Origin of the sequence: Microvirga sp. CF3062, assembly GCF_036314045.1 — a bacterium.
In the GTDB taxonomy this organism is placed as follows: Bacteria; Pseudomonadota; Alphaproteobacteria; order Rhizobiales; family Beijerinckiaceae; genus Microvirga.
Window position 1 is genome coordinate 1 of the sequence record NZ_JAYGGN010000002.1, and the last position, 25,121, is coordinate 25,121.

Genomic DNA, 25,121 nt, shown 5'->3' on the forward strand with positions numbered 1-25,121 from the left:
CGGCCGGGTGGCCCGCATGGCACCATGGCGCCGCCCCCACGGGTGGTCCCGCCCCCGCGGTTTGCGCGAAACACGCCCGGAGCATGTGGGGGGGCGGCGGCCCAGCCCGCCCCCCTCACAACATAGCTTACGATATGTGGCAGAACGTGGAAGGGTGAAGCTCCGTAATTTCCCTTAACGGAGCTTCTTGTCGTTTCAGCCTTCGAGGCAGCTTATCTTTCAAGGCACATGGCAACGCCCATGCCGCCGCCGATGCAGAGCGTGGCGAGGCCTTTCTTCGCGTTACGGCGGCCCATCTCGTGCAGAAGGGTCACGAGCACGCGGGCGCCCGACGCGCCGATGGGATGGCCGATGGCGATGGCGCCGCCGTTCACGTTCACGATGGACGGATCCCAGCCCATGTCCTTGTTGACCGCAAGCGCCTGCGCGGCGAAGGCCTCGTTGGCTTCGACGAGCTCGAGGTCCTGCACCTTCCAGCCGGCCTTCTCCAGCGCCTTGCGCGATGATGGGATCGGGCCCGTACCCATGATGGCCGGATCGACGCCGGCGGTGGCCCAGGAGGCGATGCGGGCGAGCGGGGTGAGGCCGCGCTTCTGGGCCTCGGTTTCCGTCATCAGCACCATGGCGGCCGCGCCGTCATTGATGCCCGAGGCGTTGCCGGCCGTGACCGTACCGTCCTTCGAGAAGGCAGGCCTCAGCTTGCCGAGCGCCTCGACCGTGGTGCCGGCGCGAATGTACTCGTCCTGGTCCACCACGACGTCGCCCTTGCGGGACGCGATGGTGACGGGTGCGATCTCGTCCTTGAAGCGGCCTTCCTTCTGGGCGGCTTCCGCCTTGTTCTGGGAGGCGGTTGCGAACTGGTCCTGCTCCTCGCGGGTGAGCTGCCAGCGCTGGGCTACGTTCTCGGCGGTGTTGCCCATGTGGTAGCCGTTGAAGGCGTCCATCAGGCCGTCCTTGAGCATGGTGTCCACGAGCTTGAAGTCGCCCATCTTGGTGCCGGAGCGCATATATGCGGCGTGCGGGGCGAGCGACATGGACTCCTGACCGCCGGCCACGATGATGCTGGCATCGCCGTTGGCGATCTGCTGCATGCCGATGGCCACCGTGCGAAGGCCCGAGCCGCAGAGCTGGTTGAGGCCCCAGGCGGTCTTTTCCTGTGGCACGCCAGCGGCCATGGCCGCCTGACGGGCTGGGTTCTGGCCTTGGCCGGCGCTGAGGATCTGGCCGAGGATCACCTCGTCCACTTCCGAGCCGTCGACCTTGGCGCGCTCCAGGGCCGCCTTGATGGCAATGGCGCCGAGATCATGAGCCGTGGTGTTGGCAAAGGCTCCGTTGAACGAGCCGACGGGGGTGCGCGCCGCTCCGACGATAACGATGCTGTCTTGAGCCATGCCTCTCTCCTATGCTGATCCGTGTGGTGCTGGAACGTATGTAGTGCTTGTTCGATGAAAGCCCCAGAGGGTCGGATGTCAAGGATAGGATCGTTCGGACCACTCTTAAGAAACCTTAGACTTTTGGCGCTTTGCACCTCTGTTATAAGGCCTATAATCAAGTGAGGCTGGCATCCTGCAGGACGGCAGCCCGGTGAATTTCCCAGGAGCGTATCGGGACAACATGGCGACGGACAAACAACCGACGGTCATCAAGAAATATGCCAACCGCCGCCTCTATCACACAGGCACCTCGACCTACGTGACGCTGGAAGATCTGGCCGGCATGGTGCGCAAGGGCGAGGATTTCGTGGTCTATGACGCGAAGTCCGGCGAGGAGATCACCCGCTCGGTCCTGGCCCAGATCATCTTCGAGCAGGAGAACAAGGAAGGGCCGAACCTCCTGCCCGTCACGGTCCTGCGCCAGCTGATCCGTTTCTACGGCGACAGCATGCAAGCCTTGGTGCCGAGCTACCTTGAATTCTCCATGAATAACCTCTCCCAGGAACAGCAGAAGCTCCGGGAGCAGATGGCGCAGGCCTTCGGCCCTTCGGCCTTCCAGGCCATGGAGGAGCAGGTGCGCAAGAACATGGGCTTCTTCAGCGAGGCCATGCGCATGTTCTCGCCCTTCCCGCAAGGGAGTCCGGGTGCCCCCGGGGCAAAGCCTGTCCCTAAGGGGGAGGGGGCCGATGAGCTCGACACCCTGAAGCGGCAGATGGCCGATATGCAGGCCAAGCTCGACAAGCTGGCAACAAAGTAGATCGGGGCTCTAGCCTCTCGCCTTCTTCAGCATCTGCTGCAGCGAAAACGGCTGCACAACGGCCTCGGACTCACCGAACAATCCGCCCTGCAGGTAGTCCACGCCCCAGGCGGCGAGCAGCCGGGCGGTCGCCTCGTCGTCGACCCACTCGGCCGCCGTCGCGATGCCTATATGCTGAGCCCGGTCGATAAGGGTGCGGACATGGAGCCGATCGTCCGTGGAGCGCTTGAGCGGCTGGATGAAGACTCCGTCGATCTTGAGCAGATCAATCGGCAGCACACGCAGCTGGGCCGGGGAAACATGGCCAGCCCCGTAGCCCGTGAGCGCGATCCCCACGCCGAGCGCCTTCATGGCATGAAGCCGGCCGAGACTGCGCCGGCACTCGGCGAGTGCGATCTCAGGTATTTCGAGAACAAGCCGCGCCTCGATGCCGGGGCGGGCGCCGAGATGCGCCGCCAGCACCGACAGCCATTCGGCATCCTGAAGGGTCCTCGACGAGACCGGCAGCGCCAGGCGCTGATCCGGATTCCCGGCTAGGTGATCGGCGGCCAGTTCCAGCATGCGCCCGTCTACAAGCAGGGGAAGGTTCGCCTCCTGCAATCCGGGAACGGGGCCGAGCGGAGTGATGCGTCCGTCGGCTCGGGCCACGGAGGCGCAGGCATGGGCCAGCATCGGCGCACGGGTCTGCGCCTCCACCATGGGCTGGCAGGCCAAGGTCAGACTGCGGTCGTTGAGCGCGGCAACCCAGTCGAACGGCGCCTGCTCGGTGACGCGTGCCGGCTTGGCGGAGCGGGACTTGTAGAGAGCCGAGGTCTCACCCCGCTCCGTGGCGGCGGCCAGAGCGTGCTCGGCAAAGCGCAGCAGCTTGGTGGCCTTGAAGGTATGGTCCGGTGCGCAGGCGGCGCCCAAGCGCAGCGAAGATCCGCCCGGATGATCCTGCAGGAGTCCGGACAGGCGCCTCATGGCGCCTGCGGCATCCGCGGCCGGGCAGCAGGTGAGAGCCAGCGCGAAACGGTTCGGCCCGAGCGCCGCGAAAAGGTCGTGACGGCGCATCATCGGCCGGACTCGGCGCGCGACTTCCACCATCTCGTCCGCTTCGTCCAGGTCGAGCGAGCCGACGATGAGGGTACAGGTCTGGGAGACGCGCACCGCCTCGTTGATGGCGTCCTGAATGCTGCAGAGAAGCGCCGAGCGCTCCTTTAGCACTGCCGGCAGGAGGTCCCGTGCGCCGGAGGCGGAATCGACGCGCATTTGGCCCCGCGCGAAAGCGGGGCGCCCGTGGAGATCAGGCAGCCAGCGGCCGGCATCCTCGATCATTACAACCCGGTCGGGTTCGAGCCGGAGAGCATAGCGGGTCTCGTAGGCGAGGTTGGAGTCTTCCGAGGCGGCGATGGCTTCCTGGCGCGAAAGGCCGCAGCCCGGCTCGATCAACTGGGCGAAGGCGTGGCCGGTTTTCGGCAGGTCCCTGGTCGAGAGCTGCAGGGCCTCGGCGGCGCCGGGTCCCCAGGTCAATGCGTCCGTGATCATGTCCCAGGCGTAGAGCACGCTGGTGATGGACGACCGGGAGGCCGCAGCCTGGCTCTTGCGCGGCGACTGGGAGGCCCCCTTGAACAACCCCATCGGGCCCTGCCGCTTCGTCACCATCACTCGCACCCTCGGAAATACGCAACAGATCCAGGATGGCGACGCATGGGTCGCAGGTCGGGCCGGTCCTGGAGAACAAGGGTGCAGGATCGGCCCTCAGGCTTAATGAAGCGTAAAATACGTTGGAAAATCAGCAATCTGGGGCGGCGCATCGTGCGGAAAAGTGGATCCGGTTTTCCGGACCACACGATGCGCTTCTTTTTGATCAGGCATCGGGCCCAAAAGTGGAGCCCACTTTTGGGTCCGATGCCCTAGGGCATAAAAAACCGGCGCCTCAAGCGCCGGTTTTTGATACTCGCATGTCGCGTAAGGATTACGCGTCAGCCTTCACCTTCAGAACCTGACGGCCACGGTACATGCCGGTCTTCAGGTCAACGTGGTGAGGACGGCGCAGCTCGCCGGAATCCTTGTCCTCGATGTAGGTCGGGGCCTTCAAGGCATCGGCGGAGCGACGCATGCCACGCCGCGAGGGCGACGTCTTTCTCTTAGGAACGGCCATTTCTCGTCTCCGGTAAAAAAGCGGAGCGCCCGCTAAACCGGGGAACGCTCACATCTCAAACTTGATGAGGTTGCGCCTCTTACAAGGTCTTAGGGCAAATATCTAGTCCCCTGGTGCATTCCAGGCGTTTTTCATTGCCGCAGGGGGCCTCAGGAGGCCTCAGGGCTTCAGGCAGTCGCTGAAGGGGGCGGCACGCACCATGCGCACCTGCAGCTGCCCGGCCAAGGCCCGATGCCCCGGTCTTGGCCGGGCTGGATTGCGGACCAGGGGATTGGGCAGGGCCCTGGCCAGCAGGGCCGCCTCGCGGGCGTTCAGGTTTCGGGCCGACTTGCGGAAATAGTGTTGGGCGGCGGCTTCGGCCCCGAACACCCCTTCGCCCCATTCGGCGACATTGAGATAAACCTCCATCATGCGGCTCTTGGACCAGACCAGGTCGAGATAGAGCGCCACCGGGATCTCCAGGCCCTTGCGGATGTAGGAGCGGCTCGGCCACAGGAAGAGGTTCTTGGCTACCTGCATGGGAATGGTCGAGGCGCCGCGGGCCGGCCCATCGTCGTCGGCTGCTTCCACCACATCCCGGAGGGCATCCCAATCCACGCCGTTATGCTCGCAGAAGCGGCTGTCCTCAGCGGTCAGAACTGCCAGGGGAAGGATCGGCGAGATGTCGTCCAGGCTGACGAAGGTCCGCTCCACCGGCTGCAAGGTGAGCCACCGGCCGAGCATCAGGGTCGAGACCGGCGGCGTGGCCCAGTACAAAAGGCCTAGCCAAAAGACCGCGCCGACCCATAAGAGAACAAGACCGAGGCCGATCTGGACGAGGCGGCGGAGAAAGCGGGCAGCCGTCATGGGCTTGCTCGGCCGCCCCGACCGCAGCGTCCATTTCGACCGCGATTGCTCGCCCACGTTCCCCTCGGGCGGAGCGGCGGCCCCACCCGAATCCAGGCTCATCATGATGCCATCTACCCCTACTTTCACGACGCGGCTCTCCGAGGCCGCGAGAGCCGTCGAAGCAAGTCTCGAAGCCTTGCTATCAGACAAAGCCGCCCCCGGCGAGATTGCCCGGCCGCCTCGGCTCATGGCCGCCATGCGTCATGCGGTCCTCGGGGGCGGCAAGCGCCTTCGGCCTTTCCTGACCATTGAGGCGGCGCGCCTCTTCGGGGTGGAAGGGCAGGGCCCCCTTCGGGCCGGCTGCGCCGTCGAACTCCTGCACTGCTATTCACTCGCCCATGACGACCTGCCCTCCATGGACGACGACGACCTGCGCCGGGGCCGTCCCACGGTGCACAAGGCCTATGACGAGGCAACCGCCATTCTCGTGGGCGACGCCCTCCAGACCTTGGCCTTCGAGGTGCTGGCCGATCCGGCGACCGCCTCCGATCCGGCGATCCGCTCCGACCTCGTGCTCGGCCTCGCCCGTGCCTCGGGCCTCGGCGGCATGGTGGGTGGCCAGCTCCTCGACCTCTCGGCGGAGGGCCGCTACGGACCGGCGGAACTTACTGATGCCGATGTGCGCCTGCTCCAGATGATGAAGACCGGCGCCATCCTTACCTTCTCGGTGGAGGCGGGAGCGATCCTGGGGAGAGCTGACGCGACGGTGCGCCAGAGCCTGCTTGAGTACGGACGGGCTTTGGGTGCCGCCTTCCAGGTGGCGGACGACATCCTCGACCGCGAGGCCTCTGCCGAGGCGCTTGGCAAGCGCACCGGCAAGGACCAGGAAAAGGGCAAGGCCACCCTGGTCGATCTGCTCGGGATGGACGGCGCGCGGCGCGAATGCCGTGAGCTCGTGGAAAAGGCGCATGCCTGTCTCGACCGTTTCGGTGAAAAGGCGGACACGCTGCGCGAGGCGGTACGGTTCGTGGTCGAGCGGCAGGTCTGAGAGGCTCGAGCGGGCGGCCTCTAAAGAACCGCCCGCCGAAAACCTACTGAGCCGAAGCGCGAAGGCCGGAACGCTCACCCAGCTTCGTCGCGTGTTCGATGACGTGGTAGATGTAATTCTGCTCCACCACGCCGGCGAAGAGGTAAGCCCAGGGACCGCCGGCGAAGATCGCCACGTCCTCGCCGCCATGGGTTTCGCTGTCGAGCGGCACGAGGGATTGCTGCTTATAGTCGGGCGCCGTGGTGTTGGTCGGAACGGGACGGGGCTCGCCCTCTTTCACGGCACCGGGTCCGTTTGCGTAGCCGAGCGTCGTGAACGGCTTGCCGTCCTTGCCGAGCTTGGGCTTGCCATCCGGTTCGATGATCGTCTCCAGTATCGGGTTGCCGCGCTTCGGATAGCCCGCGATCGTGAACACGTGGCTATGGTCTGCGGTGACGACGACCAGGGTTTCGTTCAGGTTCACCTTCTCCAAGGCGGCCTTGATGGCGTTGTCGAAAGCAACCATGTCTTCGAGCGAGCGATAGGCATTACCGTCGTGATGAGCATGATCGATGCGACCGCCCTCGACCATGAGGAAGAACCCGTTCGGATTCTGGTTCAGGATGTCGATGCTCTTCACGGTGAGTTCCGCCAGCGATGGCTCTCCGCCGTTGTCCTTAGGCCGATCAGCCTCGTAGCGCATGTGGGAGCGTTCGAAGAGGCCCATGACATGCGGGATCTTGGCGTCCAGCTTGTCGAACTGTTCCTTGTTCCACAAAAACACGCCGCTGTTGGAATAGCGATTCTGCCATTCCTGCACGAGGTTGCGTCCATCCTTGCGTGATCCCTTGCGGTCCGTGTCCTCGGGATCGTTCACGGTCTCGGGCAGGAAGCGATCGCGGCCGCCGCCGAAGATGACTTCGAAGCCGTCGCCATGGGACCATGCAGCAAGCTGCTGGGCGATGTCCTTGCACCCGGCGGCAATTGCTTCAGGCGGCATATTGGCATCTCCCTCCCAGTCGCGGTGAGGCGAATGCGCATACATGGCCGCCGGAGTGGCGTGAGTGATGCGGGCGGTCGACACGACGCCGGTGGCCTGTCCGGCCCGCTCGGCCATGGCCGCGAGGCTCAGGACCTCCTTGCCCTTGGATCCGGCGCAATCGCCGACTTCAACCTCGCTGTTCACACCAATCACGTCATTGCGCGTCTTGACGCCGGTCACCATCGCGACCGCCGTTGGGGCGGAGTCGGCAACCTGCGCGTCATGGGTGTAGGTCTTCGACAAAGCCGCGTAAGGCAGCTTCTCCATGGAAAGCGAATTCGACTCGCCGTCGACACCGCGCTTCTGACCTTCGTAGATGCGGCCGGCTGTCACTGTGGAAATCCCCATACCATCGCCGACGAACAGGATCACGTTCTTCGCGCGATTGGTATTCGGCGTCACGCGCAGACGCTCCTGAAGGGCTGTCTGGGCGGCGCGAAAGTAAGCGTCGTTGGTTTGGGGCAAGGTGTTCTGTGCGTATGCGGAGCTACTTGCAGCGGCCAGCAGGGCCGCAGCGCTGACGAGACGTCTCATCGTATCCTCCCATGCTGCCCCGGCATTCCGTCGTCGGAGCCGAGGCAGATAGGAGTAAGTAGCTCAAAGGTTTTCCCTGCCTAGCGCATCATGCAGAAAAGAGGACCGGTTTTCCGCATGAACGATGCTCTCTTTTTAGATGTCATGCGCAGGCCTCAGCCCGTCGGCACCCAGAATTGGAGCTTCACATGACCCGGCCGGGCATTATGCGGAACCGTGCCGGCAGCCTCGCCGCCATTGGCGAGGATCACCTTGCGCGAGGCTTCGTTGTCGTCATCGCAGGTGATCAGGACCCGTGAAAACCCTTCCTCGCGGCAGACAGGAAGGATCATGCGTAGGGCCTGGGTCGCATAGCCGCGCCGCTGCTTCCAGGGCACGATGGTGTACCCGATATGGCCATAAGCGGTGGGGGGCAGCTCTTCCGTGCCGCGCTGGAATCGAAAGCCGATCCGGCCGCAGAACGCACCGTCGCTGATCCAGAAATCGTGCGCGGGCAGGCGCGCAACCTCGCGCCCATCGGCCAGGCGGATCATCGGGCTGTTGTAGAGATCGTGCAGGAAGCGTTCGGGATCGCGGCGGAGCTGCCGGAGCTGCTCGCGGCTGACATCCTGGTCGGTGTTGGGCGACCAGCCGCGGGCGAGGGCGTCTTCGTAAGCCGGCAGCCAAGTGAGGCTCGGGCGGAGGAGGGTGATGTCGGTCATGGCGGCTCGAAAGTGACATCGCGCCGCCACGAGGGCAACAGGATCACGCATCGAACGATGCGCTCACTCAAGAAAGGGCATCGGATGGATCCCAAAAGTGCAAATCCACTTTTGGGTCCGATGCCTATACCGTCACCTGCGTGCCGACCTCCACCACACGTCCGGTCGGGATCTGGAAGAAGTCCGTGGCGTCGCTGGCGGATTTCGCGAGGCCGATGAACAGCTTGTCCTGCCAGAGCGGCATGCCCGACTGGCTCGCCGGGCGGATCGAGCGCCGCGACAGGAAGAACGACGTCGCCATGATGTCGAACTTGAAGCCCTGCTTGCGCAGGATCGCCAGCCCGCGCGGAATATTGGGCGTCTCCATGTAGCCGTAGCTCAGGCGGATGCGCCAGAACGAATCGCCCACATGTTCGATGGAGACGCGATCCTCGTCCTCCACGCGCGGGATATCCGCGCTGTTGACCGTGAGGATAACGTTCTTCTCGTGCAGCACCTTGTTGTGCTTGAGGTTATGCAGGAGAGCGGCCGGTGCGGTATCCGGATCGCTCGTGAGGAAGACGGCGGTGCCCTTCACCCGGTGAGGCGGGCTCTTCTCGAGCATCTGCACCAGCTCGACGAAAGGCACATCGATCTTGCGGGTTTTCTCGAACAGGATTCGAGTACCCTTTACCCAGGTGAGCATCATCACAAAGAAGCTGCCGGCGATCAGCAACGGCACGTAGCCGCCGTCCAGGAGCTTCACGAGGTTCGCGGACAGGAAGGTAGTGTCGATGAGCAGAAGGGGGATCATCACCAGGGCGGTCTTCACCGGACCCCAACCCCAGCTCCGGCTCATCACGATGCAGGCGAGCAGGGTGGTCACGACCATGGTGCCGAACACCGCGATGCCGTAGGCGCTGGCGAGGCTGCTCGACGAGCCGAACAGGATCACGAGAGCCACGACGGCAGCGAGCAGGAGCCAGTTCACGCGCGGCAGATAGATCTGTCCCTGGTGGGTCTCCGACGTGAAGCGCACCTCAAGGCGCGGCAGGATGCCGAGCTGAACCGCCTGCCGGGTCAGGGAGAAGGCGCCGGTAATCACGGCCTGGCTGGCCACGATGGTCGCCAGGGTGGCCAGGATCACGAGCGGCAGGAGCAGCCACGGAGGTGCCAGCAGGAAGAACGGGTTGGCGATGGATTCTGGGTTCGACAGAACGAGGGCTCCCTGGCCGAGATAGTTCAAGGCGAGGGCCGGAAAGACGACCGTTCCCCAGGCCATGCGGATCGGCTTGCGGCCGAAATGGCCCAGATCGGCATAGAGCGCCTCCGCTCCGGTCACCGCAAGGCACACGCTTCCGAGAATGGCGAAGGCGGTTCCCGGGTGGGTGACCAGGAAGGACACGCCATAATACGGGTTGAAGGCGAGAAGGACCTCCCAGTCGTCGGCGATATGCAGGATGCCGAGACCCGCCATGGTGATGAACCACACGAGGGTGAGGGGGCCGAAGAAGGCTGCCACCTTGCCGGTGCCGCGGCTCTGCACGGCGAACAGGCCGATGAGGATCACCAATGCGCCCGGCAGAACATAGCTCTCGAAGGAGGGGGCGACGAGTTTCAGGCCCTCCAGGGCGGAGAGCACGGAGATGGCCGGGGTGATCGCGGCGTCGCCGTAGAACAGGGCCGCTCCGGCCATGCCCATCATGAGCACGGGCAGGCTTCGGCGCCCGATAGCGAGCTGCGTCAGGGCGACCAAGGTCAGGGCGCCGCCCTCGCCCTTGTTGTCGGCCCGCAGCATCAGAATGACGTATTTGACGGTGACCGTGAGGATCAGCGCCCAGAGCAGCAGCGACAGGATGCTGATCACCAGCTCGCGGGTCAGATCGACCGGTACGCCATGATGGCCTCCAGTCGCAGCTGCAACCGTTTCTCGCATGGCATAGAGCGGGCTTGTGCCGATATCGCCGTAAACGACGCCGATAGCGCCGAGGGTTAGGGTCCAGAAACTCGCCTTGTGGTGGCTTTCCGGAAGGGTCGCCTCTGGGACTGCGGAATCCGCATGTCTGGAGGCGACGGCGTGCTGTTCTGCCATGGGTGCTTTTTCTTTGCGGATGTGCCCGCGGACGGCCCTTGTTCAAGTCATTTTGCAATCGACGAAGGGCGCCCCTTCTCAAAGAGCGCGGCGGCCGTCATTGCCGGCGCGGCAGGCTTCTAGCACATCGCGTTTCAGCTTAAAACGGAATTTCTCTCAAGGTTCCATGGTCAAGCTTGCGGCCTCATTCGGCGGCATCGCGACCGGGCTGACCGTAATTCCTGTCGATGTAGTCGATGACGATCTTCTGGAAGTCCTGGGCGAGCGTCGGCCCGCGCAGGGTCATGGCCTTCTTTCCGTCGATGAAGACCGGGGCCGCCGGCTGCTCGCCGGTGCCGGGAAGCGAGATGCCGATATTGGCATGCTTCGACTCGCCCGGCCCGTTCACGATGCAGCCCATAACCGCCACGTTCAGGTTCTCGACGCCCGGATGGGTGCGGCGCCATTCCGGCATCGAGGTGGAGATCCAGGTCTGGATGTCGCGCGCCAGCTCCTGGAAAACGGACGAGGTGGTGCGCCCGCAGCCGGGGCAGGCGGCCACCAGGGGCACGAAGGTGCGGAAACCCATGGTCTGGAGCAGCTCCTGGGCCGTCTTAACCTCGATCGTCCGGTCGCCGCCGGGCTCCGGCGTCAGGGAGAAGCGGATCGTGTCGCCGATGCCCTGCTGGAGCAGGATACCGATGGCGGCGGAGGAAGCCACGATGCCCTTCGAGCCCATGCCGGCCTCGGTCAGGCCGAGATGAATGGCGTAGTCGGAGCGCCGGGCAAGGTCCTGATAGACGGCGATCAGGTCCTGAACGGCCGAGACCTTGGCCGAGAGGATGATTCGGTCGCGCCCGAGACCGATCTCCTCGGCACGGGTAGCCGAGAGCAGGGCCGACTGGATCATCGCCTCGCGGGTGACCCAGCGCATGTCGCGCGGCTTGGCCGAGGCCGCATTCTCGTTCATGAGGTGCGTAAGCAGCTCCTGATCAAGGGATCCCCAATTGGCGCCAATGCGCACGGCCTTGCTGTGCCGGATCGCCTGCTCGACGATGGCGCCGAACTGCCGGTCCTTCTTTTCCTTGAAACCCACATTGCCGGGATTGATGCGGTACTTGGCCAGAGCCTCGGCGCAGGCCGGGTGATCGGCGAGCAGCTGGTGGCCGATATAGTGGAAGTCGCCCACGAGGGGCACGTCGATGCCGAGCCGGTCGAGGCGCTCGCGGATCTTCGGCACGGCCGCTGCGGCCTCGTCGCGGTCGACCGTGATGCGCACGATCTCCGAGCCCGCCTGGGCGAGCGCCGCCACCTGGGCGACGGTCGCGTCCACATCCGCCGTGTCCGTGTTGGTCATCGACTGGACCACGATCGGCGCGCCGCCGCCGACCATGACGGAGCCGACCAGCACGCCCACCGTGCGGTGGCGCGGGGCGGGACCTGCCGTGCTCTCGGAGGCGGGAATGGTCTCAGGAGACGAGATGAAGGACATGCTGCAACCCACGACGACAGCTCCTGGCTGCCGCCGTTTAGCTGATGCCAAACGCCCTCTTCGTCAAGCGCGGCTTATTGGAGCGAAGGCTGCCGAGGTCAGTGAACATCCTGGCAGTGCAGGCACCGCCCGGTGATTTCGAGGGCGCGGCTCAGGGGCTGGTAGCCCTGCTCCGTCAGCACTTTGCGGACGGTCTCCGCCACGTCGGAGCAGGTGATCTCGGTGGCTTCGCCGCAGCCATCGCAGATGAGGAAGGCCGGGATCCGGTGGCTGCCCGTGCTGGCGATGTAGGCGTTCCGGCTTGCGAGGCGATGAGCCAGCCCCTGCTCGATCAGGAAGTCGAGGGCGCGATAGACGGTGATCGGGGCCATCCGCCGCCCCTGGGATGCAAGAGAATCGGCAAGGTCGTAGGCTCCGAGCGGCTTGGGCGCACTGAGAAGCACCTCGAGCACGCGACGGCGGATCGGCGTCAGCCGCACGCCCTTGGCCCGGCACAGAGCCTCAGAGTCCGCCAGGGCCTTCCCGGTGCTGGAAACTGAGGAGGTCTGGAAGCGAGCGTTGTCGCCGGGAAGGTGGTGCTGCAGGGACGGGGCGTGGACCATCGGGATCCCTCTTCGATCAAGGCTGAAGGTTGAAAGCGATACGGCGCCACACCTGCAAATCAGGCGCATCCACCTCGTTCATATAGGTTATAACACTACCTATTTCGAGGGGTAAACAGCAAAGTTGGATCTTGGCGGTGAAAAATACGAGCATGGCTCCGGAGCCGGATTACGGCTGCCGGAAACGCCAGACGCTCGATTTCTTGATATCGGAATCCTCAAGCGTACGGGTGACCGGCACCTCATACACGGCCAGGCTCTCGAGCCGGCCCTTCGGCAGGTAACTGCGCCCCGGATCGCCGATCAGGATCGTGGCGCCCCGGTTGCTCAAGGCAAGCAGCCAGTCGATCACCCGAGCGGCGAGATCGTGCTCATAGCAGATGTCGCCGGCGAGCACCGCTTCCCAGCCCTCGTCCAGCCCGACGATGTCGGCGGCGAGCGAGGTAACGGCAACGCCGTTGGCCTTTGCATTCACCCCGATGGCCGCGATGGCAAAGGGATCAATGTCGCAGGCGGTCACCTCGGCAGCTCCGGCCTTCATGGCCGCGATGGCCACAAGCCCCGAACCGGAGGCGAAATCCAGCACCCGCCGGCCCCGCACCGTCTCGGGATGATCGAGGATGTAGCGCGCCAGCGCCTGCCCGCCGGCCCAGGCGAAGGCCCAGAATGGCGGGGCTAAGCCAATCTCGCCCAATTCCTCCTCTGTCTTCTGCCACAGCTCCGTGGCCTCGTCCGCCACGTGCAGGGCGATCTCCGGCGCGTGGGGCACGGGTCGGAGCCGGGTCTCGGCGAGGATGAAAGCGACTGGATCGGCGATCATGAAGCCAGCATGGAGCGGTACAGCTCTTTGACGCTGTCCATCACGTCCCGTTCCGTGAAGCCGTCGAGAACCCGGGTGCGGGCGGCCTCACCCATGCGGGCGACGCGATCCGGCTCGTGGGACAAGGTCATCAGGGCATCGGACAAGGCTGTGGCATCGTCGGGGGGCACGAGCAGCCCCTCGACACCATCCCGCACAAGAGCCCTGCAGCCGGGGACATCGGTGGTGACGATGGCACGGCCGCAGGCGGCGGCTTCCAAGAGGGTGCGCGGCAAACCCTCGCCGCCGCGGGAGGGCAGGCAGGCCACGTGGTGCTCCCGCCAGACACCCGCGATGTCCCGCGTCGCGCCATGCCAGGAAACACCGGGCTCCGCGCTCCAGGCCTTCAGGGTCGCTTCGGGAATCGCCTTCGGGTTCGACGGGTCGGGAGCGCCATAGAGGGAGAGCTCGATGGATGCGCCTTTCGCCCGTGCCGTGCGGACCGCCTCCACGGCCACATCGATCCCCTTGGACCAGAGCATACGGGCGACCACCGCAACCTTGAGCGGCGGCTGGGCCGGCAGAGGCTGGAGCTTGAGGGCTTCGGGATCCACGCCGGCGCCACCGAGAATGGTGACGCGGGCGCCCATTGGGTCGAGGCCGAGGAGCCTGGGATCGTCCGTGTTCTCGAACACGTAATGGGTCCGGCCTGTCTGGAGGCCGCGCATCATCAGACGGATCGCTCGCTGCGACAGGCGCCCGACCGTGTCGGTCCGTGCGCCGAGAAAGCCTAGGCCCGTGAGCGCATAGACCCGTCGCCCGACACCAGCCAGGGTGGCGGCAAAGCCGCCGAGCAGGATGCCCTTGAGAGCGATGCAGTGGACGAGATCCGCCTTCTCGGCCTTGAGAATGGCAGCCAGCTGACCGGAGGCGTCGCCCATGGTGATTGGGTTGAGGCTGCGGCGCTCGATGTCGAGCGGCACGACCTTCGCGCCCAGCGCCTCGATCACCTCCCGGTGCGAACGCACCCGTGTGACTACCGTCACCGCAAGCCCCAGCTCGCGGGCGGCCCTGACCATGGGAAGGAAATGGGAGGCGAAGAACCAGTCCTCGGTCACGACGAAGACGAGCTTGCGGCCTTGAGTTTCGAGAAGGGGAGTGGAGGACAAAGGGCAATCCGGGTGAAGCAAGGCGCCCTTGTAACCTCCCCATGCGGGGAAAGGGAACTCCCCCTCGGCGGCGGTCGTTGCCGTCGACTTGTGCAACCGGAGGAACCCCATGGCGGATTGGCTGCCAACCGTGCTGGCGACGATCGCCGGCATTCTCTCCACGTCGAGCTTCGTGCCTCAGGTGCTGAAGGCTTGGCGCGAACGGGACACGGCCGCTATCTCCAAGCGCATGTACCTGGTTACCGTAGCGGCCTTCGTCCTGTGGACCGCCTATGGGTTCCTGATCGGGGCGATGCCGCTCATTGTCTTCAACCTGCTGAGCCTGAGCTTGAGCGGCACCATCCTCTTCCTGAAAGTCCGCAATGATCGCAGCGAGGCCCGCGCCCCATCCGCTGCGTCGACCTCGCGCAGGGAACCTGAAGCAGCGCGGCCCGGTTGACGTTCTGCACTTCAGACAAGGCGCCCCATGCTGCTGGAACCCAACGCCACCTCCGATAACATCGTCGACCCGCGGGATGCCGCTGAAACGGCAGGCCTTCTTTATGTCTCGGACGAGGAGCCCGGCATCCGGCGCAAGAAATCCGGCAAGGGCTTCACCTATCAGAAGCCCGATGGCTCGAAGGTCGCGGACAAGGCGACGCTCGACCGCATCAAGTCGCTCGCCATTCCGCCGGCTTACACGGATGTGTGGATCTGCGCGAAGCCCAACGGTCATATTCAAGCTACCGGGCGCGACGCCAAGGGCCGCAAGCAGTATCGCTACCACACGGCCTTCCGCGAGGTCCGCGAGAGCACGAAATACGAGCACATGCTCGAATTCGCCCAAGGCCTGCCGGCGATCCGCAAGACAATCGACGAGCATATGAGCCTGCGCGGACTGCCGCGTGAGAAGGTGCTGGCGACGGTCGTGCATCTGCTCGAGAACACCCTCATCCGTGTCGGCAATGCCGACTACGTGAAGCAGAACAAGAGCTATGGCCTCACCACCCTGCGCGATCCGCATGTGAAGGTCGAGGGTGGCGAGCTGCGCTTCCAGTTCAAGGGCAAGAGCGGCAAAATCTGGAAGCTGCAGGTGAAGGATCGGCGGATCGCCAGGATCGTGAAGGCCTGCCAGGACCTGCCGGGTCAGGATCTGTTCCAGTATCTCGACGGAAACGGCGCGCAGCAATCGGTCAGTTCCGCCGACGTGAACGCCTATCTCAAGGAGATCACGGGCCGTGACATCACGGCCAAGGATTTCCGCACCTGGGCCGGAACGGTGCTGGCAGCACTCGCCCTCAAGGAGTTCGAAGCGTTCGACAGCGAGGCCAAGGCCAAGAAGAATATCCGGGCCGCCATCGAGAAGGTTTCGGGGCGGCTCGGCAATACCCCGAGCATCTGCCGCAAATGCTATGTGCACCCGGAGGTCTTCTCCTCCTACATGGACGGCGAGCTTCTTCTCGAGGTCAAGGAGGAGATCGAAACCGAGCTGCGCGAGGATTTGCCATCCCTCAAGCCCGAAGAGGCCGCCGTTCTCACCCTGCTGCAGGAGCGCCTGTCGCGCGAGGTGAAGAAGCAGGAAGAGGCGAAGCCCGCCAAGAGCCGCCGCTCCCCGCCGCGCAAGGCGCAGGCCAAGAGTCAGGCCGAGATGCGGGCTTAAAAGTTTAGCGTCATCCCGGACGAAGCGCAGCGCAGATCCGGGATCGTCAGAGAAGTGTGGCGCTGTTTACCTCTCCTTATGGGAGAGGTCGCGCCTTCAGGCGCGGGTGAGGGGTTAGTGTCCTGTCCGGATGAACCTGTAACCCCTCACCCCAACCCTCTCCCTCAAGGAGAGGGAGTTCAGAGCCACATCCTGCACCCGATCCCGGATCGCCTGCGGCGTCCGGGATGACATCGAATGGTCACTGCATGCGTTCTCCCATGGCTTGACCTGTCGCATCTCCCATGGTCCATCGCATCCGCTTCAACCGTGACTGGATGAGATGAGCCGTTCGCCGAAATTGATGATTGCCATTGGGACATTGCTAGCCGTCACTCTTGCCGGTGGCTCTTCGGGCGCAGTTGCCCAGAACACGCCGCCGAAGTCCTGGCCCGAGGTGAAGTGCGAGCGCTATGGAAAGGCCTGGACGGAGGCGCTCACGCGGCGGGGCAGGCAGGGCCTGAGCCCGGAGTTCATCGAGCGTCATGAGGTCTTCCTCGCATCCGGCTGCACCGCACGGGCCGATGTCTGCCCCAGGTCTACAGAGGAGCTCGACATGGCCAACATCATGGTGGTTGCGGCCATGAATGCCGGCACGGCAAGCACCTTCCCGCCCTTCGCCTGCCGCAAGTGATGATCGGCCTCGAATCCTAGCCTCTCGAACATTTCTCTACCCCCTCGCGTTAGGCTTTCGCTCCCTTCGTTCAGCGAGGTTCCCATGCGCATCCATCACCTCAATTGCGGCTGCATGTGCCCGGTGGGCGGACGGCTCTGGGATGGGGTGAGCCGTGGATTGACTGGGAATCTGGTCTGCCACTGCCAGCTGATCGAGACCGACCGCGACGGGCTCGTGCTCGTCGATACCGGCATCGGCGCCCGCGACGTGGATAATCCTTACGAGCGCCTCAGCCCGCTCTTCGTGCATGTCAACCGAATCCAGCTGGAGCATCGCTACACGGCCGTCGAGCAGGTGAGGAGCCTAGGCCTTTCCCCGCGCGACGTGCGCCACATCGTGCTGACGCATCTCGACTTCGACCATGCCGGTGGCCTAGAGGACTTTCCGGATGCAACGGTCCACGTCCTGCGCGCAGAATTGGAGGAGGCCGAGGTGCGGCAGGGCTTCATTCATCGCCGCCGCTACCGTCCCGAGCAATGGGACGGCGTTCGCGACTGGCGCTTCTACGATCCCACAGGTGAACAATGGTTCGGTTTCGGCTCCGTGCGCGACCTCGATGGCCTGCCGCCCGAGATCCTGATGATACCCCTACCGGGCCACACGATGGGTCATGCGGGCATCGCCATCGACACGCCGGAGGGCTGGCTGCTCAATGCAGGCGACGCTTATTTCCACCGGCACGAGATGGACGAGGATCCGTCCTGCACGCCGGGGCTCACCGCCTACCAGAAGCTGATGGAGGAGAACCGGCCGCTGCGCCTGCACAATCAGGAGCGCCTGCGGGAATTGGCGAACGACCCTCGCGGCAACGTGAAAATCTTCTGCAGCCACGATCCCATCGAGCTGGAGGCCTTGCAACGCCTGAGCACCGGATGGCGTCCGCTTCGCTCGGAGCCTATGTCAGGAATGCAGGCCTACTAGCCCTCCGAACCCCTGGTCCCGGCCTGCCACCGCCCTAAAAGCAGGCAGGTACGTCGATAAGGGGAAGGCGGATATGGAATTCGATGCCCTGCTGCTCTCGCGCATCCAGTTCGCGTTCACGATTGCCTTCCATATCATCTTTCCGGCCTTCACCATCGGCCTCGCCAGTTGGCTCGCGGCCCTTGAGTTCAACTGGCTGCGCACGGGCAATCCCCTCTATCGCAATCTTTTCCGTTTCTGGGTGAAGGTGTTCGCCGTCTCCTTCGGCCTCGGCGTCGTGTCCGGCATCGTCATGAGCTATCAGTTCGGCACGAACTGGTCGCGGTTCTCCGAGTTCACCGGCAACGTGCTCGGGCCCGTCATTGCCTACGAGGTCATCACGGCGTTCTTTCTGGAGGCGGCCTTTCTTGGCATCATGCTCTTCGGCTGGGAGCGTGTCGGCGACCGCCTGCATTTCTTCGCCACCTGCATGGTGGCCTTGGGCACGCTCATCTCCGCCTTCTGGATTCTCTCAGCCAATTCCTGGATGCAGACGCCGGACGGCTTTGCCATCGAGAACGGCAAGGCGGTTCCGGTCGACTGGTTCAAGGTCGTGTTCAATCCGTCCTTCCCGTTGCGCTATGCGCATATGGTGATGGGCTGCTACCTGACGACGGCCTTTGCGGTTGCCGGCATGTCCGCCTGGATGCTGCTGCGCCATCCGCACGATGCGCCGGAGGCGAAGCTCGCCGCCTCGCGGCGCTCGATGTCCATGGCGCTGTGGTTCGCCACCATCTTCGTGCCCGTTCAGATCATCATCGGCGATCTTCACGGCCTCGGCGTGCTGAAATATCAGCCGACGAAACTTGCCGCCATCGAAGGCAACTGGGATCGCATGGCCAACATGCCGCTGCGCCTCTTTGCGATCCCCGACGAGGTGGCGGAGACGAACCACTACGAGATCGGCATTCCGAAGATCGGCAGCTGGGTTCTCACCCATGCGCTCGATGGCGTGGTGCCGGGCCTCAAGGAAGTGCCGCCCGAGGATCGCCCGCCGGTCTGGCCCGTCTTCTTCTCGTTCCGCATCATGGTCGCCATCGGCTTTGCGATGCTGGGCATCGGACTCTGGAGCCTTTACCTGCGCTGGAAGGGCACGCTGTTCACCAACAGAACTTTCCTTACCGCTGCCATGATCATGACCCCGTCAGGCTTCGGCGCGGTACTCTTCGGTTGGTTCACCGCCGAGATCGGGCGCCAGCCCTGGGTGGTTTACGGACACATGCGCACGGCGGATGCGGTCTCGCCCGTCTCGGCCGGCGCGGTCACCGCATCGCTCCTCACCTTCGTCGTGGTCTATGCCTTCGTGTTCGGCTTCGGTTCGTATTATCTCGCCAAGCTCCTGCGGCGCGGCCCCGATCCGATCGAGGACATCCGTGGCGATGATCTCGGCAAGAAGCCGAAGCGTCCGTTCTCCGTGCCGGACGAGGGCATTGAGGGACGTCCCGGTCACAAAGCCCTGCCTGCGCGATAGGAGACGGCACCATGTTCGGCTTCGGAACGGAATATGAAGGACTGGCCTTCTGGCTGCCGGTGATCTGGTCGGGTCTGATTGCGGTGGCGGTGGCCATGTACGTGATCGTCGACGGTTTCGATCTCGGCGTCGGCATCCTCTTCAAGGCCGCTCACAACGAGAACTGGCGCGACCGCATGATGTTTTCGGTCGCTCCCATCTGGGACGGCAACGAGACCTGGCTCATCCTCGGCGGCGGCGGCCTCTTTGCCGTGTTCCATGTGGCCTATGCGGTTCTCATGCCGGCGCTTTACGTGCCGATCACCCTCATGCTGATCGCGCTCATTTTCCGCGGGGTGGCGTTCGAGTTCCGCTTCAAGGCGGAGCGTTCGAAATTCCTGTGGGACAATGCCTTCTTCTTCGGCTCCCTGCTCGCGACCTTCTTCCAGGGCATGGTGCTGGGCTCCTTCGTGCAGGGCTTCGCCAATGACGGACGTCAGTTCACCGGTGGCACCTTCGACTTCCTGACGCCCTTCAGCGTGCTCACCGGCATCAGCCTGATCTTCGGCTATGCCCTGCTCGGCGCGACATGGTGCGTGATGAAGACCACGGGAGAACTGGAGATCTGGGCGCGGCGCATGTCGGTGCGCTTCCTTCTACTCACCATCGTGTCCATGGCGGCGGTGTCCCTGTGGGTGCCGTTCCTCGGACGCGAGATCGAGACGCGCTGGTTCTCCTGGCCCAACATCGCTTTCCTGGCGCCGATTCCGCTGGTCACGGCCTATGTGGCCTACCGGCTCTTCCGCGATCTGGAGGAAGGGCGTCATTACCGGCCGTTCTTCCTGACGATCGGCCTGTTTCTGCTCGGCTATCTGGGTTTGGGCGTCAGCCTCTTCCCCTATAACGTGCCGCCGAACCTCACGATCTGGGAAACGTCCAACACGGTCAATTCGCAGCTCTTCGCGCTGGTGGGTTTCGCCATCGTGCTGCCGATCACCTTCGCCTATACGGCCTATGCCTATTGGGTCTTCCGCGGCAAGGTGGCGGAGGAGATCTCGGGCGGCGGCTACGGGTATCACTGATGCGGGGCGACACGCATCGGTCCGGGGAGCGGCGCGGGAAGCGCCTGCTCTGGTTCGTCTTTCTTTACGTGGCAAGCCTCGCGATCTTTGCGGGGCTCGTCTACGGCCTGCGGGGCTTGGTGGCTGATGTTTACCGATAGGTGCCGATGAAGCCCTTGTCGGTGAGCACGACCCAGCGGGCGCCGCGGCGTTCGATGGCTTCGACCTTGCCGACGCCGGGAAGGATGCCGCCCGGCATGACTTCGTACAGGCGGCGGTTGCGGCTCTCGACGAGCGCTGCGCCCTTATAAACCTCGCGCAACACCCAGCCGTCCACCGGCTCGTTCTTGACCGGCTTCGGCGCGGGCGCCGCTTCGCGGGCTGCGGCCTCGGTGACCGGAGGAGCTGGAGGGGCCGCCGGTGCAGCAGGAGCCGTTGGCGCGGCGGGCTTGGTGTTCAGGGTGGCCAGGGTGGTCATGATCTGGCTTTCCATCTTGTCCAGCCGCCCCTCAAGCGAAGAGAGCTTTTTAGTGGGCTCCTGGAGGCTGATCGCGAGCCGCTCGACCTTGTCGGTGAGCTTCGCCTGGTCCGTTTTCGCAGTGGTGGACGAGGTGTGCTCGACTTCCTTGAAGGCCGCTGCCGTGTTCTTGAGGGACGCGAGGTCGCTGCTCAGGCGTGCCAGGATCTCCTGGCTGCGAGCGGTCTCGACTTCCAGCTTCTCGATCGCGTCGCGGTTGGCGAGCGTTCCAAGATAGGACGCGGACCAGCCGGCGCCGACCAGCAGGAGGGCCATGGCCGCCTGGGTAACGAATCGGGAGGGAGCGGACCAGCGGCTGGCGACCTCTGCGGTCTTCACCTCGGAAACCGGGGGCGCGGGCTTGGCGCTTTCACGGGCGCTCTTGATGGCCTCGGCCAAGGCGGCGCTTGCGGGAGAGTCGATCTGGACGGCACTGTTGGACAAGGCGCTGGTCTCGGCCCTGGCTTGGCTGCGATCCTGAAGACGTTTCTTGCTGTCCATATTGCGACCTCATTTGCAGGTCACAGACGGTTAACCACGAATGTTTACCAAAGCGTTATGGTTAAGTTATTTAGCTGCATCGCACCCCCCTCTAAACAAAGAGGTAAGGTAACTTTGCGCACATTGATGAAGATCTATTAAGAACTTTTTATTGACATAGTTACATATAATAGGGTTACAACAGGTGGCGTAACGGAAAGCGACACCTTAGGGGCATCTCAATACCCATAAGAGTAAGAGCAACGTGGGCCTCTAGGCCTAACTATGAAGAGATACTCTTGTGGGGCCAAAACCCCCGATACGGCAGCCATCGCCAAATGGCCACCGCTGTGCTAGGTAATAACCTTGCGGAGCGGCATTGCAATCAAGCTGGCGCCGGTCACGCGTGCGCTGATGGAAAGAAGACATGAAGCAGGCATCGAGAAATCGGGAAGAGAGCACAGAGGTCCAAGACGCTCTGAAATCCTGCCTTCCCTCATTCACGGGAGTTGCCGTCTTTTCGGCGGTGGTCAACCTTCTGGCTCTGACGGGCTCCATTTACATGCTCCAGGTCTATGACCGGGTGCTGTCGAGCCAGAGCATTCCAACCCTGATCGGTCTCTCCCTGATTACGCTCGCGGCCTTTGCGCTTTCGGGCGGCCTCGACATGCTGCGCAGCCGGATGCTGGCGCGCATCGGCGCCCGCTTCGACGAACTCCTTTCGCACCGAGTTTTCGACCTTGTGGCGACGATGCCGCTCAAAGGGGCCAAGCAGGCAGAGAGCATGCAGCCGATCCGTGATCTCGATACGATCCGCGGCTTCCTTTCCAGCCTGGGTCCGACGGCCCTGTTCGACATGCCCTTCATGCCGATCTTCCTCATCGGCTGCTTCATGATCCATCCAGGCATCGGCGTCATGTCGGTGATCGGCGGCGTCATCATCATCGGCCTGACCATCTACACGGACGCCAAGAGCAAGGCCCCCTCCTACGAGGTGACCAAGAGCGGCGCCGAGCGGCATGCGATTGCTGAGACCAGCCGCCGCAACGCCGAGTCCATCCGTGCCAACGGCATGCTGGGCTTCCTGGCCAAGCGATACGACGAGGTGCATGTGCGCCACGTCAACGATGGTCTGGCCGCGAGCGAATCCTCCGCCGGCATCAGCGCCTTCGCCAAGGTGTTCCGTATGGTCCTGCAGTCGGCCGTTCTGGGTCTGGGCGCCTATTACGTGATCCAGGGCGAGATGTCGGGCGGTCTGATGATCGCCGGTTCGATCCTGATGTCCCGCGCTCTGGCGCCCATCGAAATCGCCGTGGCGCACTGGAAGGGCTTCACCGCCTCCCGCCAGGCCTACCGCCGCCTTGCGCACATCATGTCGATCGTGCCGGCCCAAGGCCAGCGCATGCCGCTGCCCGCGCCCAAGTCGACCCTCACAGTGGAAGAGGTGTATGTTGGCGCTCCGGGTGCTTCGCTCCCGATCGTGCAGGCGGCTTCCCTTCAGCTGCAGGCCGGCCAGGGCCTCGGCCTCATCGGCCCCAGCGCCTCCGGCAAGTCGACCCTTGCCCGTTCTCTCGTCGGCGTGTGGCCGACCCTGCGCGGCGAGATCCGCCTGGACGGCGCAGCTCTCGACCAATGGGAGGCCGATCCTCTCGGACGCCATATCGGCTACCTGCCGCAGGACGTTGAACTGTTCGAAGGTACCATCGCCGAGAACATCTCCCGCTTCCAGCCCGATGCCAAGCCGGATGACGTCATTGCGGCCGCGCAGACGGCGGGCGCCCATGAGCTTGTCCTCAACCTGCCCGACGGCTACGATACCCGCATCGGCGAAAGCGGCGCCTCGCTCTCAGGCGGCCAGCGCCAGCGCGTGGCACTCGCCCGTGCCCTCTACGGCAATCCGTTCCTTGTCGTGCTCGACGAGCCGAATGCCAGCCTCGACGGCGCCGGCGACGAAGCCCTGAATCAGGCCATCCTGTCGGTGCGCAAGCGCGGCGGCATCGTGGTCGTCATCACGCACCGTCCGGCCGCTTTGGGCCAAGTCGATCAGGTCGCCATCATGGAAGAAGGCCGGATCAAGGCCGTGGGCCCGCGCGACGAGGTCCTGCAATCCGTCATGAAACGCAATGCGGCGCCGGCCCCCGCCGTGCGCCCGCAGCAGGCGCCAGCCGCCCAGGCTGCTAACCTGCGAGAGGTTGGTTAAATGTTGGTCATTCAAGCTCCCGAGAAGAAGCCCTCCGCGCATCAGCGGATCCTGCGCCAGTCCACCATGGGCGGCATCGCCATGATCGCCCTGTTCGGCGGCACGATCGGCCTGTGGGCCGCGACCTCGACCCTGTCCGGCGCCGTCGTGGCTGGCGGTCAGTTCGTGATCGACACAAGCGTCAAGAAGGTTCAGCACTCGACCGGCGGCATCGTCGGCGAGCTGAAGGTCAAGGAAGGCGACCGTGTTTCCCAGGGCGATATTCTGGTCCGCCTCGACGAGACGGTGACCCGCGCCAATCTGCAGGTCGTCTCCAAGCAGCTCGACGAGTATCTCGGCCGTCAGGCTCGACTCGAGGCGGAACGCGACGGCGCTTCCGAAGTCGTGATGCCGGTCGAGTTCGCCAACCGGCTCAAAGAACCGGCCGTTCAGAAGATCATGTCGTCCGAGTGGACATTGTTCACCGCACGCCGCGCCTCGCGGGAGGCGCAGAAGGATCAGCTCAAGAAGCGTATCACCCAGTCCCGTGACGAGATCGGTGGATTGAAGGCCCAGCAGAACGCCAAGACCCGCGAGGCCGAGCTGATCGTAGACGAGTTGAAGGGTGTCCGGGACCTCTATCAGAAGAACCTGGTTCCGATCACGCGCCTCAACGCTCTCGAGCGTGACGCCGCCAGCATCGAAGGCCAGCGCGGCCAGCTCATCGCTGCCGTGGCCCAGGCCGAGAGCCGCATCGCCGAAACTGAGTTCCAGATCATCCAGATCGACGAGCAGATGCTGGCCGAGGCTGTTCAGGAGCTGCGCGATATCCAGGGCAAGGTTGCGGAATATACCGAGCGACGCGTGGCTGCCGAGGACCAGCTCAAGCGCATCGACATCCGTTCGCCGAGCGACGGTTTCGTCCACCAGCTCAACGTTCACACCATCGGGGGCGTGATCTCGCCTGCCGAGCCGGTGATGAACATCGTTCCGATGAACGACAAGCTCGAGCTCGAAGCCCGGGTTCTCCCGAACGAGATCGATCAGGTGAAGATCGGCCAGAAGGCAACGGTGCGCGTCCATGCCGCCAACGCCCGCAATACGCCGGAACTGCACGGCAAGGTCAGCCGGATTTCTGCGGACGTGACCAAGGATCAGCAGACCGGCATGACCTTCTATACGATCCGGGTCGACCTGCCGCAGGATGAGGTCAAGAAACTTCAAAACGTGCAGCTCATCGCCGGCATGCAGGCGGAAGTCTTCGTCGAGGTGAACGAGCGCACCCCGCTGCAGTACTTCTTCAAGCCCATGCAGGAGCAGATCGCCCGCGCCTTCCGCGAGCACTGATCGTCCTCTCATGATGTGATGAAACGCGGCCGGGCACTGTCAGCCCGGCCGCGTTTTTGTTGGAAGTCCAGGCCGAACCCGCCTCAAGCTCCACCCAAGCCTGGAAAGTTCCGCCCAAGAACCCATAACAGGGGCGAAGGCCGCATCTCCGTGGCTCTCCGTCGAAGGCCAATTTCGTAGGTTCGCTCCGAGGCCA

General features: G+C 64.1%; 22 protein-coding genes. 10 read left to right on the forward strand and 12 right to left on the reverse strand.

What is annotated here, in order from left to right; all coding sequences use genetic code 11:
• Positions 1-212: 212 nt before the first annotated feature.
• Complete coding sequence (locus VB618_RS03465) at positions 213-1,391, reverse strand: acetyl-CoA C-acetyltransferase (protein WP_329795129.1); 1,179 nt, start codon at positions 1,389-1,391, stop codon at positions 213-215.
• A 223-nt stretch (positions 1,392-1,614) separates the two neighbouring features.
• Between VB618_RS03465 and phaR the strand changes: the two genes are divergently transcribed.
• Positions 1,615-2,190, forward strand: coding sequence for a polyhydroxyalkanoate synthesis repressor PhaR (gene phaR, locus VB618_RS03470; protein WP_329795130.1), 576 nt, complete (start codon positions 1,615-1,617; stop codon positions 2,188-2,190).
• Between the two features lie 9 nt (positions 2,191-2,199).
• Here the strand turns inward: phaR and VB618_RS03475 are convergent, their stop codons facing one another.
• From VB618_RS03475 to mtgA, 3 genes are all read right to left on the reverse strand, one after another.
• Positions 2,200-3,834 carry an EAL domain-containing protein gene (locus tag VB618_RS03475; RefSeq protein ID WP_329795681.1) on the reverse strand — a complete coding sequence of 545 codons (1,635 nt, stop codon included), beginning with the start codon at positions 3,832-3,834 and terminating at the stop codon, positions 2,200-2,202.
• A gap of 313 nt (positions 3,835-4,147) precedes the next feature.
• Positions 4,148-4,333, reverse strand: a complete 186-nt coding sequence (rpmF, locus tag VB618_RS03480; RefSeq protein ID WP_036358586.1) for a 50S ribosomal protein L32 — start codon at positions 4,331-4,333, stop codon at positions 4,148-4,150.
• A gap of 159 nt (positions 4,334-4,492) precedes the next feature.
• Positions 4,493-5,284: a monofunctional biosynthetic peptidoglycan transglycosylase gene (gene mtgA / locus VB618_RS03485; RefSeq protein ID WP_442931632.1), complete on the reverse strand. Its 792-nt coding sequence runs from the start codon at positions 5,282-5,284 to the stop codon at positions 4,493-4,495.
• Here mtgA and VB618_RS03490 point away from each other — a divergent pair.
• Complete coding sequence (locus tag VB618_RS03490; RefSeq protein ID WP_329795131.1) at positions 5,283-6,209, forward strand: polyprenyl synthetase family protein; 927 nt, start codon at positions 5,283-5,285, stop codon at positions 6,207-6,209. The two genes, mtgA and VB618_RS03490, sit on opposite strands and share 2 nt — an antisense overlap.
• Positions 6,210-6,252: 43 nt before the next feature.
• On the opposite strand, the gene VB618_RS03495 is transcribed toward VB618_RS03490, so the two are convergent.
• The 7 genes from VB618_RS03495 to VB618_RS03525 all read right to left on the reverse strand — a co-directional run bounded on the left by VB618_RS03495 (position 6,253) and on the right by VB618_RS03525 (position 14,577).
• Positions 6,253-7,764, reverse strand: a complete 1,512-nt coding sequence (locus tag VB618_RS03495) for an alkaline phosphatase (RefSeq protein ID WP_329795133.1) — start codon at positions 7,762-7,764, stop codon at positions 6,253-6,255.
• 155 nt (positions 7,765-7,919) lie between these two features.
• Complete coding sequence (locus tag VB618_RS03500) at positions 7,920-8,516, reverse strand: GNAT family N-acetyltransferase (protein WP_329795134.1); 597 nt, start codon at positions 8,514-8,516, stop codon at positions 7,920-7,922.
• Between the two features lie 73 nt (positions 8,517-8,589).
• Positions 8,590-10,536 carry a potassium transporter Kup gene (locus VB618_RS03505; RefSeq protein ID WP_329795135.1) on the reverse strand — a complete coding sequence of 649 codons (1,947 nt, stop codon included), beginning with the start codon at positions 10,534-10,536 and terminating at the stop codon, positions 8,590-8,592.
• Positions 10,537-10,720: 184 nt separating this feature from the next.
• Complete coding sequence (gene ispG / locus VB618_RS03510; RefSeq protein ID WP_329795136.1) at positions 10,721-12,007, reverse strand: flavodoxin-dependent (E)-4-hydroxy-3-methylbut-2-enyl-diphosphate synthase; 1,287 nt, start codon at positions 12,005-12,007, stop codon at positions 10,721-10,723.
• Between the two features lie 98 nt (positions 12,008-12,105).
• On the reverse strand, positions 12,106-12,609 hold the full coding sequence (locus tag VB618_RS03515) for a Fur family transcriptional regulator (protein WP_329795137.1): 504 nt from the start codon (positions 12,607-12,609) through the stop codon (positions 12,106-12,108).
• A 169-nt stretch (positions 12,610-12,778) separates the two neighbouring features.
• Entirely contained in the window at positions 12,779-13,429 is a 651-nt protein-coding gene (locus tag VB618_RS03520) for a class I SAM-dependent methyltransferase (protein WP_329795138.1), read from the reverse strand.
• Positions 13,426-14,577: a glycosyltransferase family 4 protein gene (locus VB618_RS03525; RefSeq protein WP_329795139.1), complete on the reverse strand. Its 1,152-nt coding sequence runs from the start codon at positions 14,575-14,577 to the stop codon at positions 13,426-13,428. The genes VB618_RS03520 and VB618_RS03525 overlap by 4 nt, the downstream gene beginning before the upstream one ends.
• Before the next feature lie 109 nt (positions 14,578-14,686).
• Here VB618_RS03525 and VB618_RS03530 point away from each other — a divergent pair, with 109 nt between their 5' ends.
• From VB618_RS03530 to cydB, 6 genes are all read left to right on the forward strand, one after another.
• A complete protein-coding gene (locus VB618_RS03530) occupies positions 14,687-15,016 on the forward strand; it encodes a SemiSWEET family sugar transporter (protein ID WP_329795140.1) in 330 nt (109 codons plus the stop codon).
• 27 nt (positions 15,017-15,043) lie between these two features.
• Positions 15,044-16,216 (forward strand): DNA topoisomerase IB, encoded by a 1,173-nt coding sequence (locus VB618_RS03535; protein WP_329795141.1) that lies wholly within the window; start codon positions 15,044-15,046, stop codon positions 16,214-16,216.
• Between the two features lie 322 nt (positions 16,217-16,538).
• Positions 16,539-16,889: a hypothetical protein gene (locus VB618_RS03540; RefSeq protein WP_329795142.1), complete on the forward strand. Its 351-nt coding sequence runs from the start codon at positions 16,539-16,541 to the stop codon at positions 16,887-16,889.
• Positions 16,890-16,973: 84 nt separating this feature from the next.
• Positions 16,974-17,852, forward strand: coding sequence for an MBL fold metallo-hydrolase (locus tag VB618_RS03545; RefSeq protein WP_329795143.1), 879 nt, complete (start codon positions 16,974-16,976; stop codon positions 17,850-17,852).
• A 73-nt stretch (positions 17,853-17,925) separates the two neighbouring features.
• Positions 17,926-19,362, forward strand: a complete 1,437-nt coding sequence (locus VB618_RS03550) for a cytochrome ubiquinol oxidase subunit I (RefSeq protein ID WP_329795144.1) — start codon at positions 17,926-17,928, stop codon at positions 19,360-19,362.
• A gap of 11 nt (positions 19,363-19,373) precedes the next feature.
• Positions 19,374-20,423 carry a cytochrome d ubiquinol oxidase subunit II gene (gene cydB / locus VB618_RS03555; RefSeq protein WP_329795145.1) on the forward strand — a complete coding sequence of 350 codons (1,050 nt, stop codon included), beginning with the start codon at positions 19,374-19,376 and terminating at the stop codon, positions 20,421-20,423.
• 130 nt (positions 20,424-20,553) lie between these two features.
• Here the strand turns inward: cydB and VB618_RS03560 are convergent, their stop codons facing one another.
• Complete coding sequence (locus tag VB618_RS03560) at positions 20,554-21,420, reverse strand: hypothetical protein (RefSeq protein ID WP_329795146.1); 867 nt, start codon at positions 21,418-21,420, stop codon at positions 20,554-20,556.
• Positions 21,421-21,826: 406 nt separating this feature from the next.
• Here VB618_RS03560 and VB618_RS03565 point away from each other — a divergent pair, with 406 nt between their 5' ends.
• Entirely contained in the window at positions 21,827-23,599 is a 1,773-nt protein-coding gene (locus VB618_RS03565; protein WP_329795147.1) for a type I secretion system permease/ATPase, read from the forward strand.
• Entirely contained in the window at positions 23,600-24,925 is a 1,326-nt protein-coding gene (locus VB618_RS03570) for an HlyD family type I secretion periplasmic adaptor subunit (protein ID WP_329795148.1), read from the forward strand.
• The last annotated feature ends 196 nt before the right edge of the window (positions 24,926-25,121 follow it).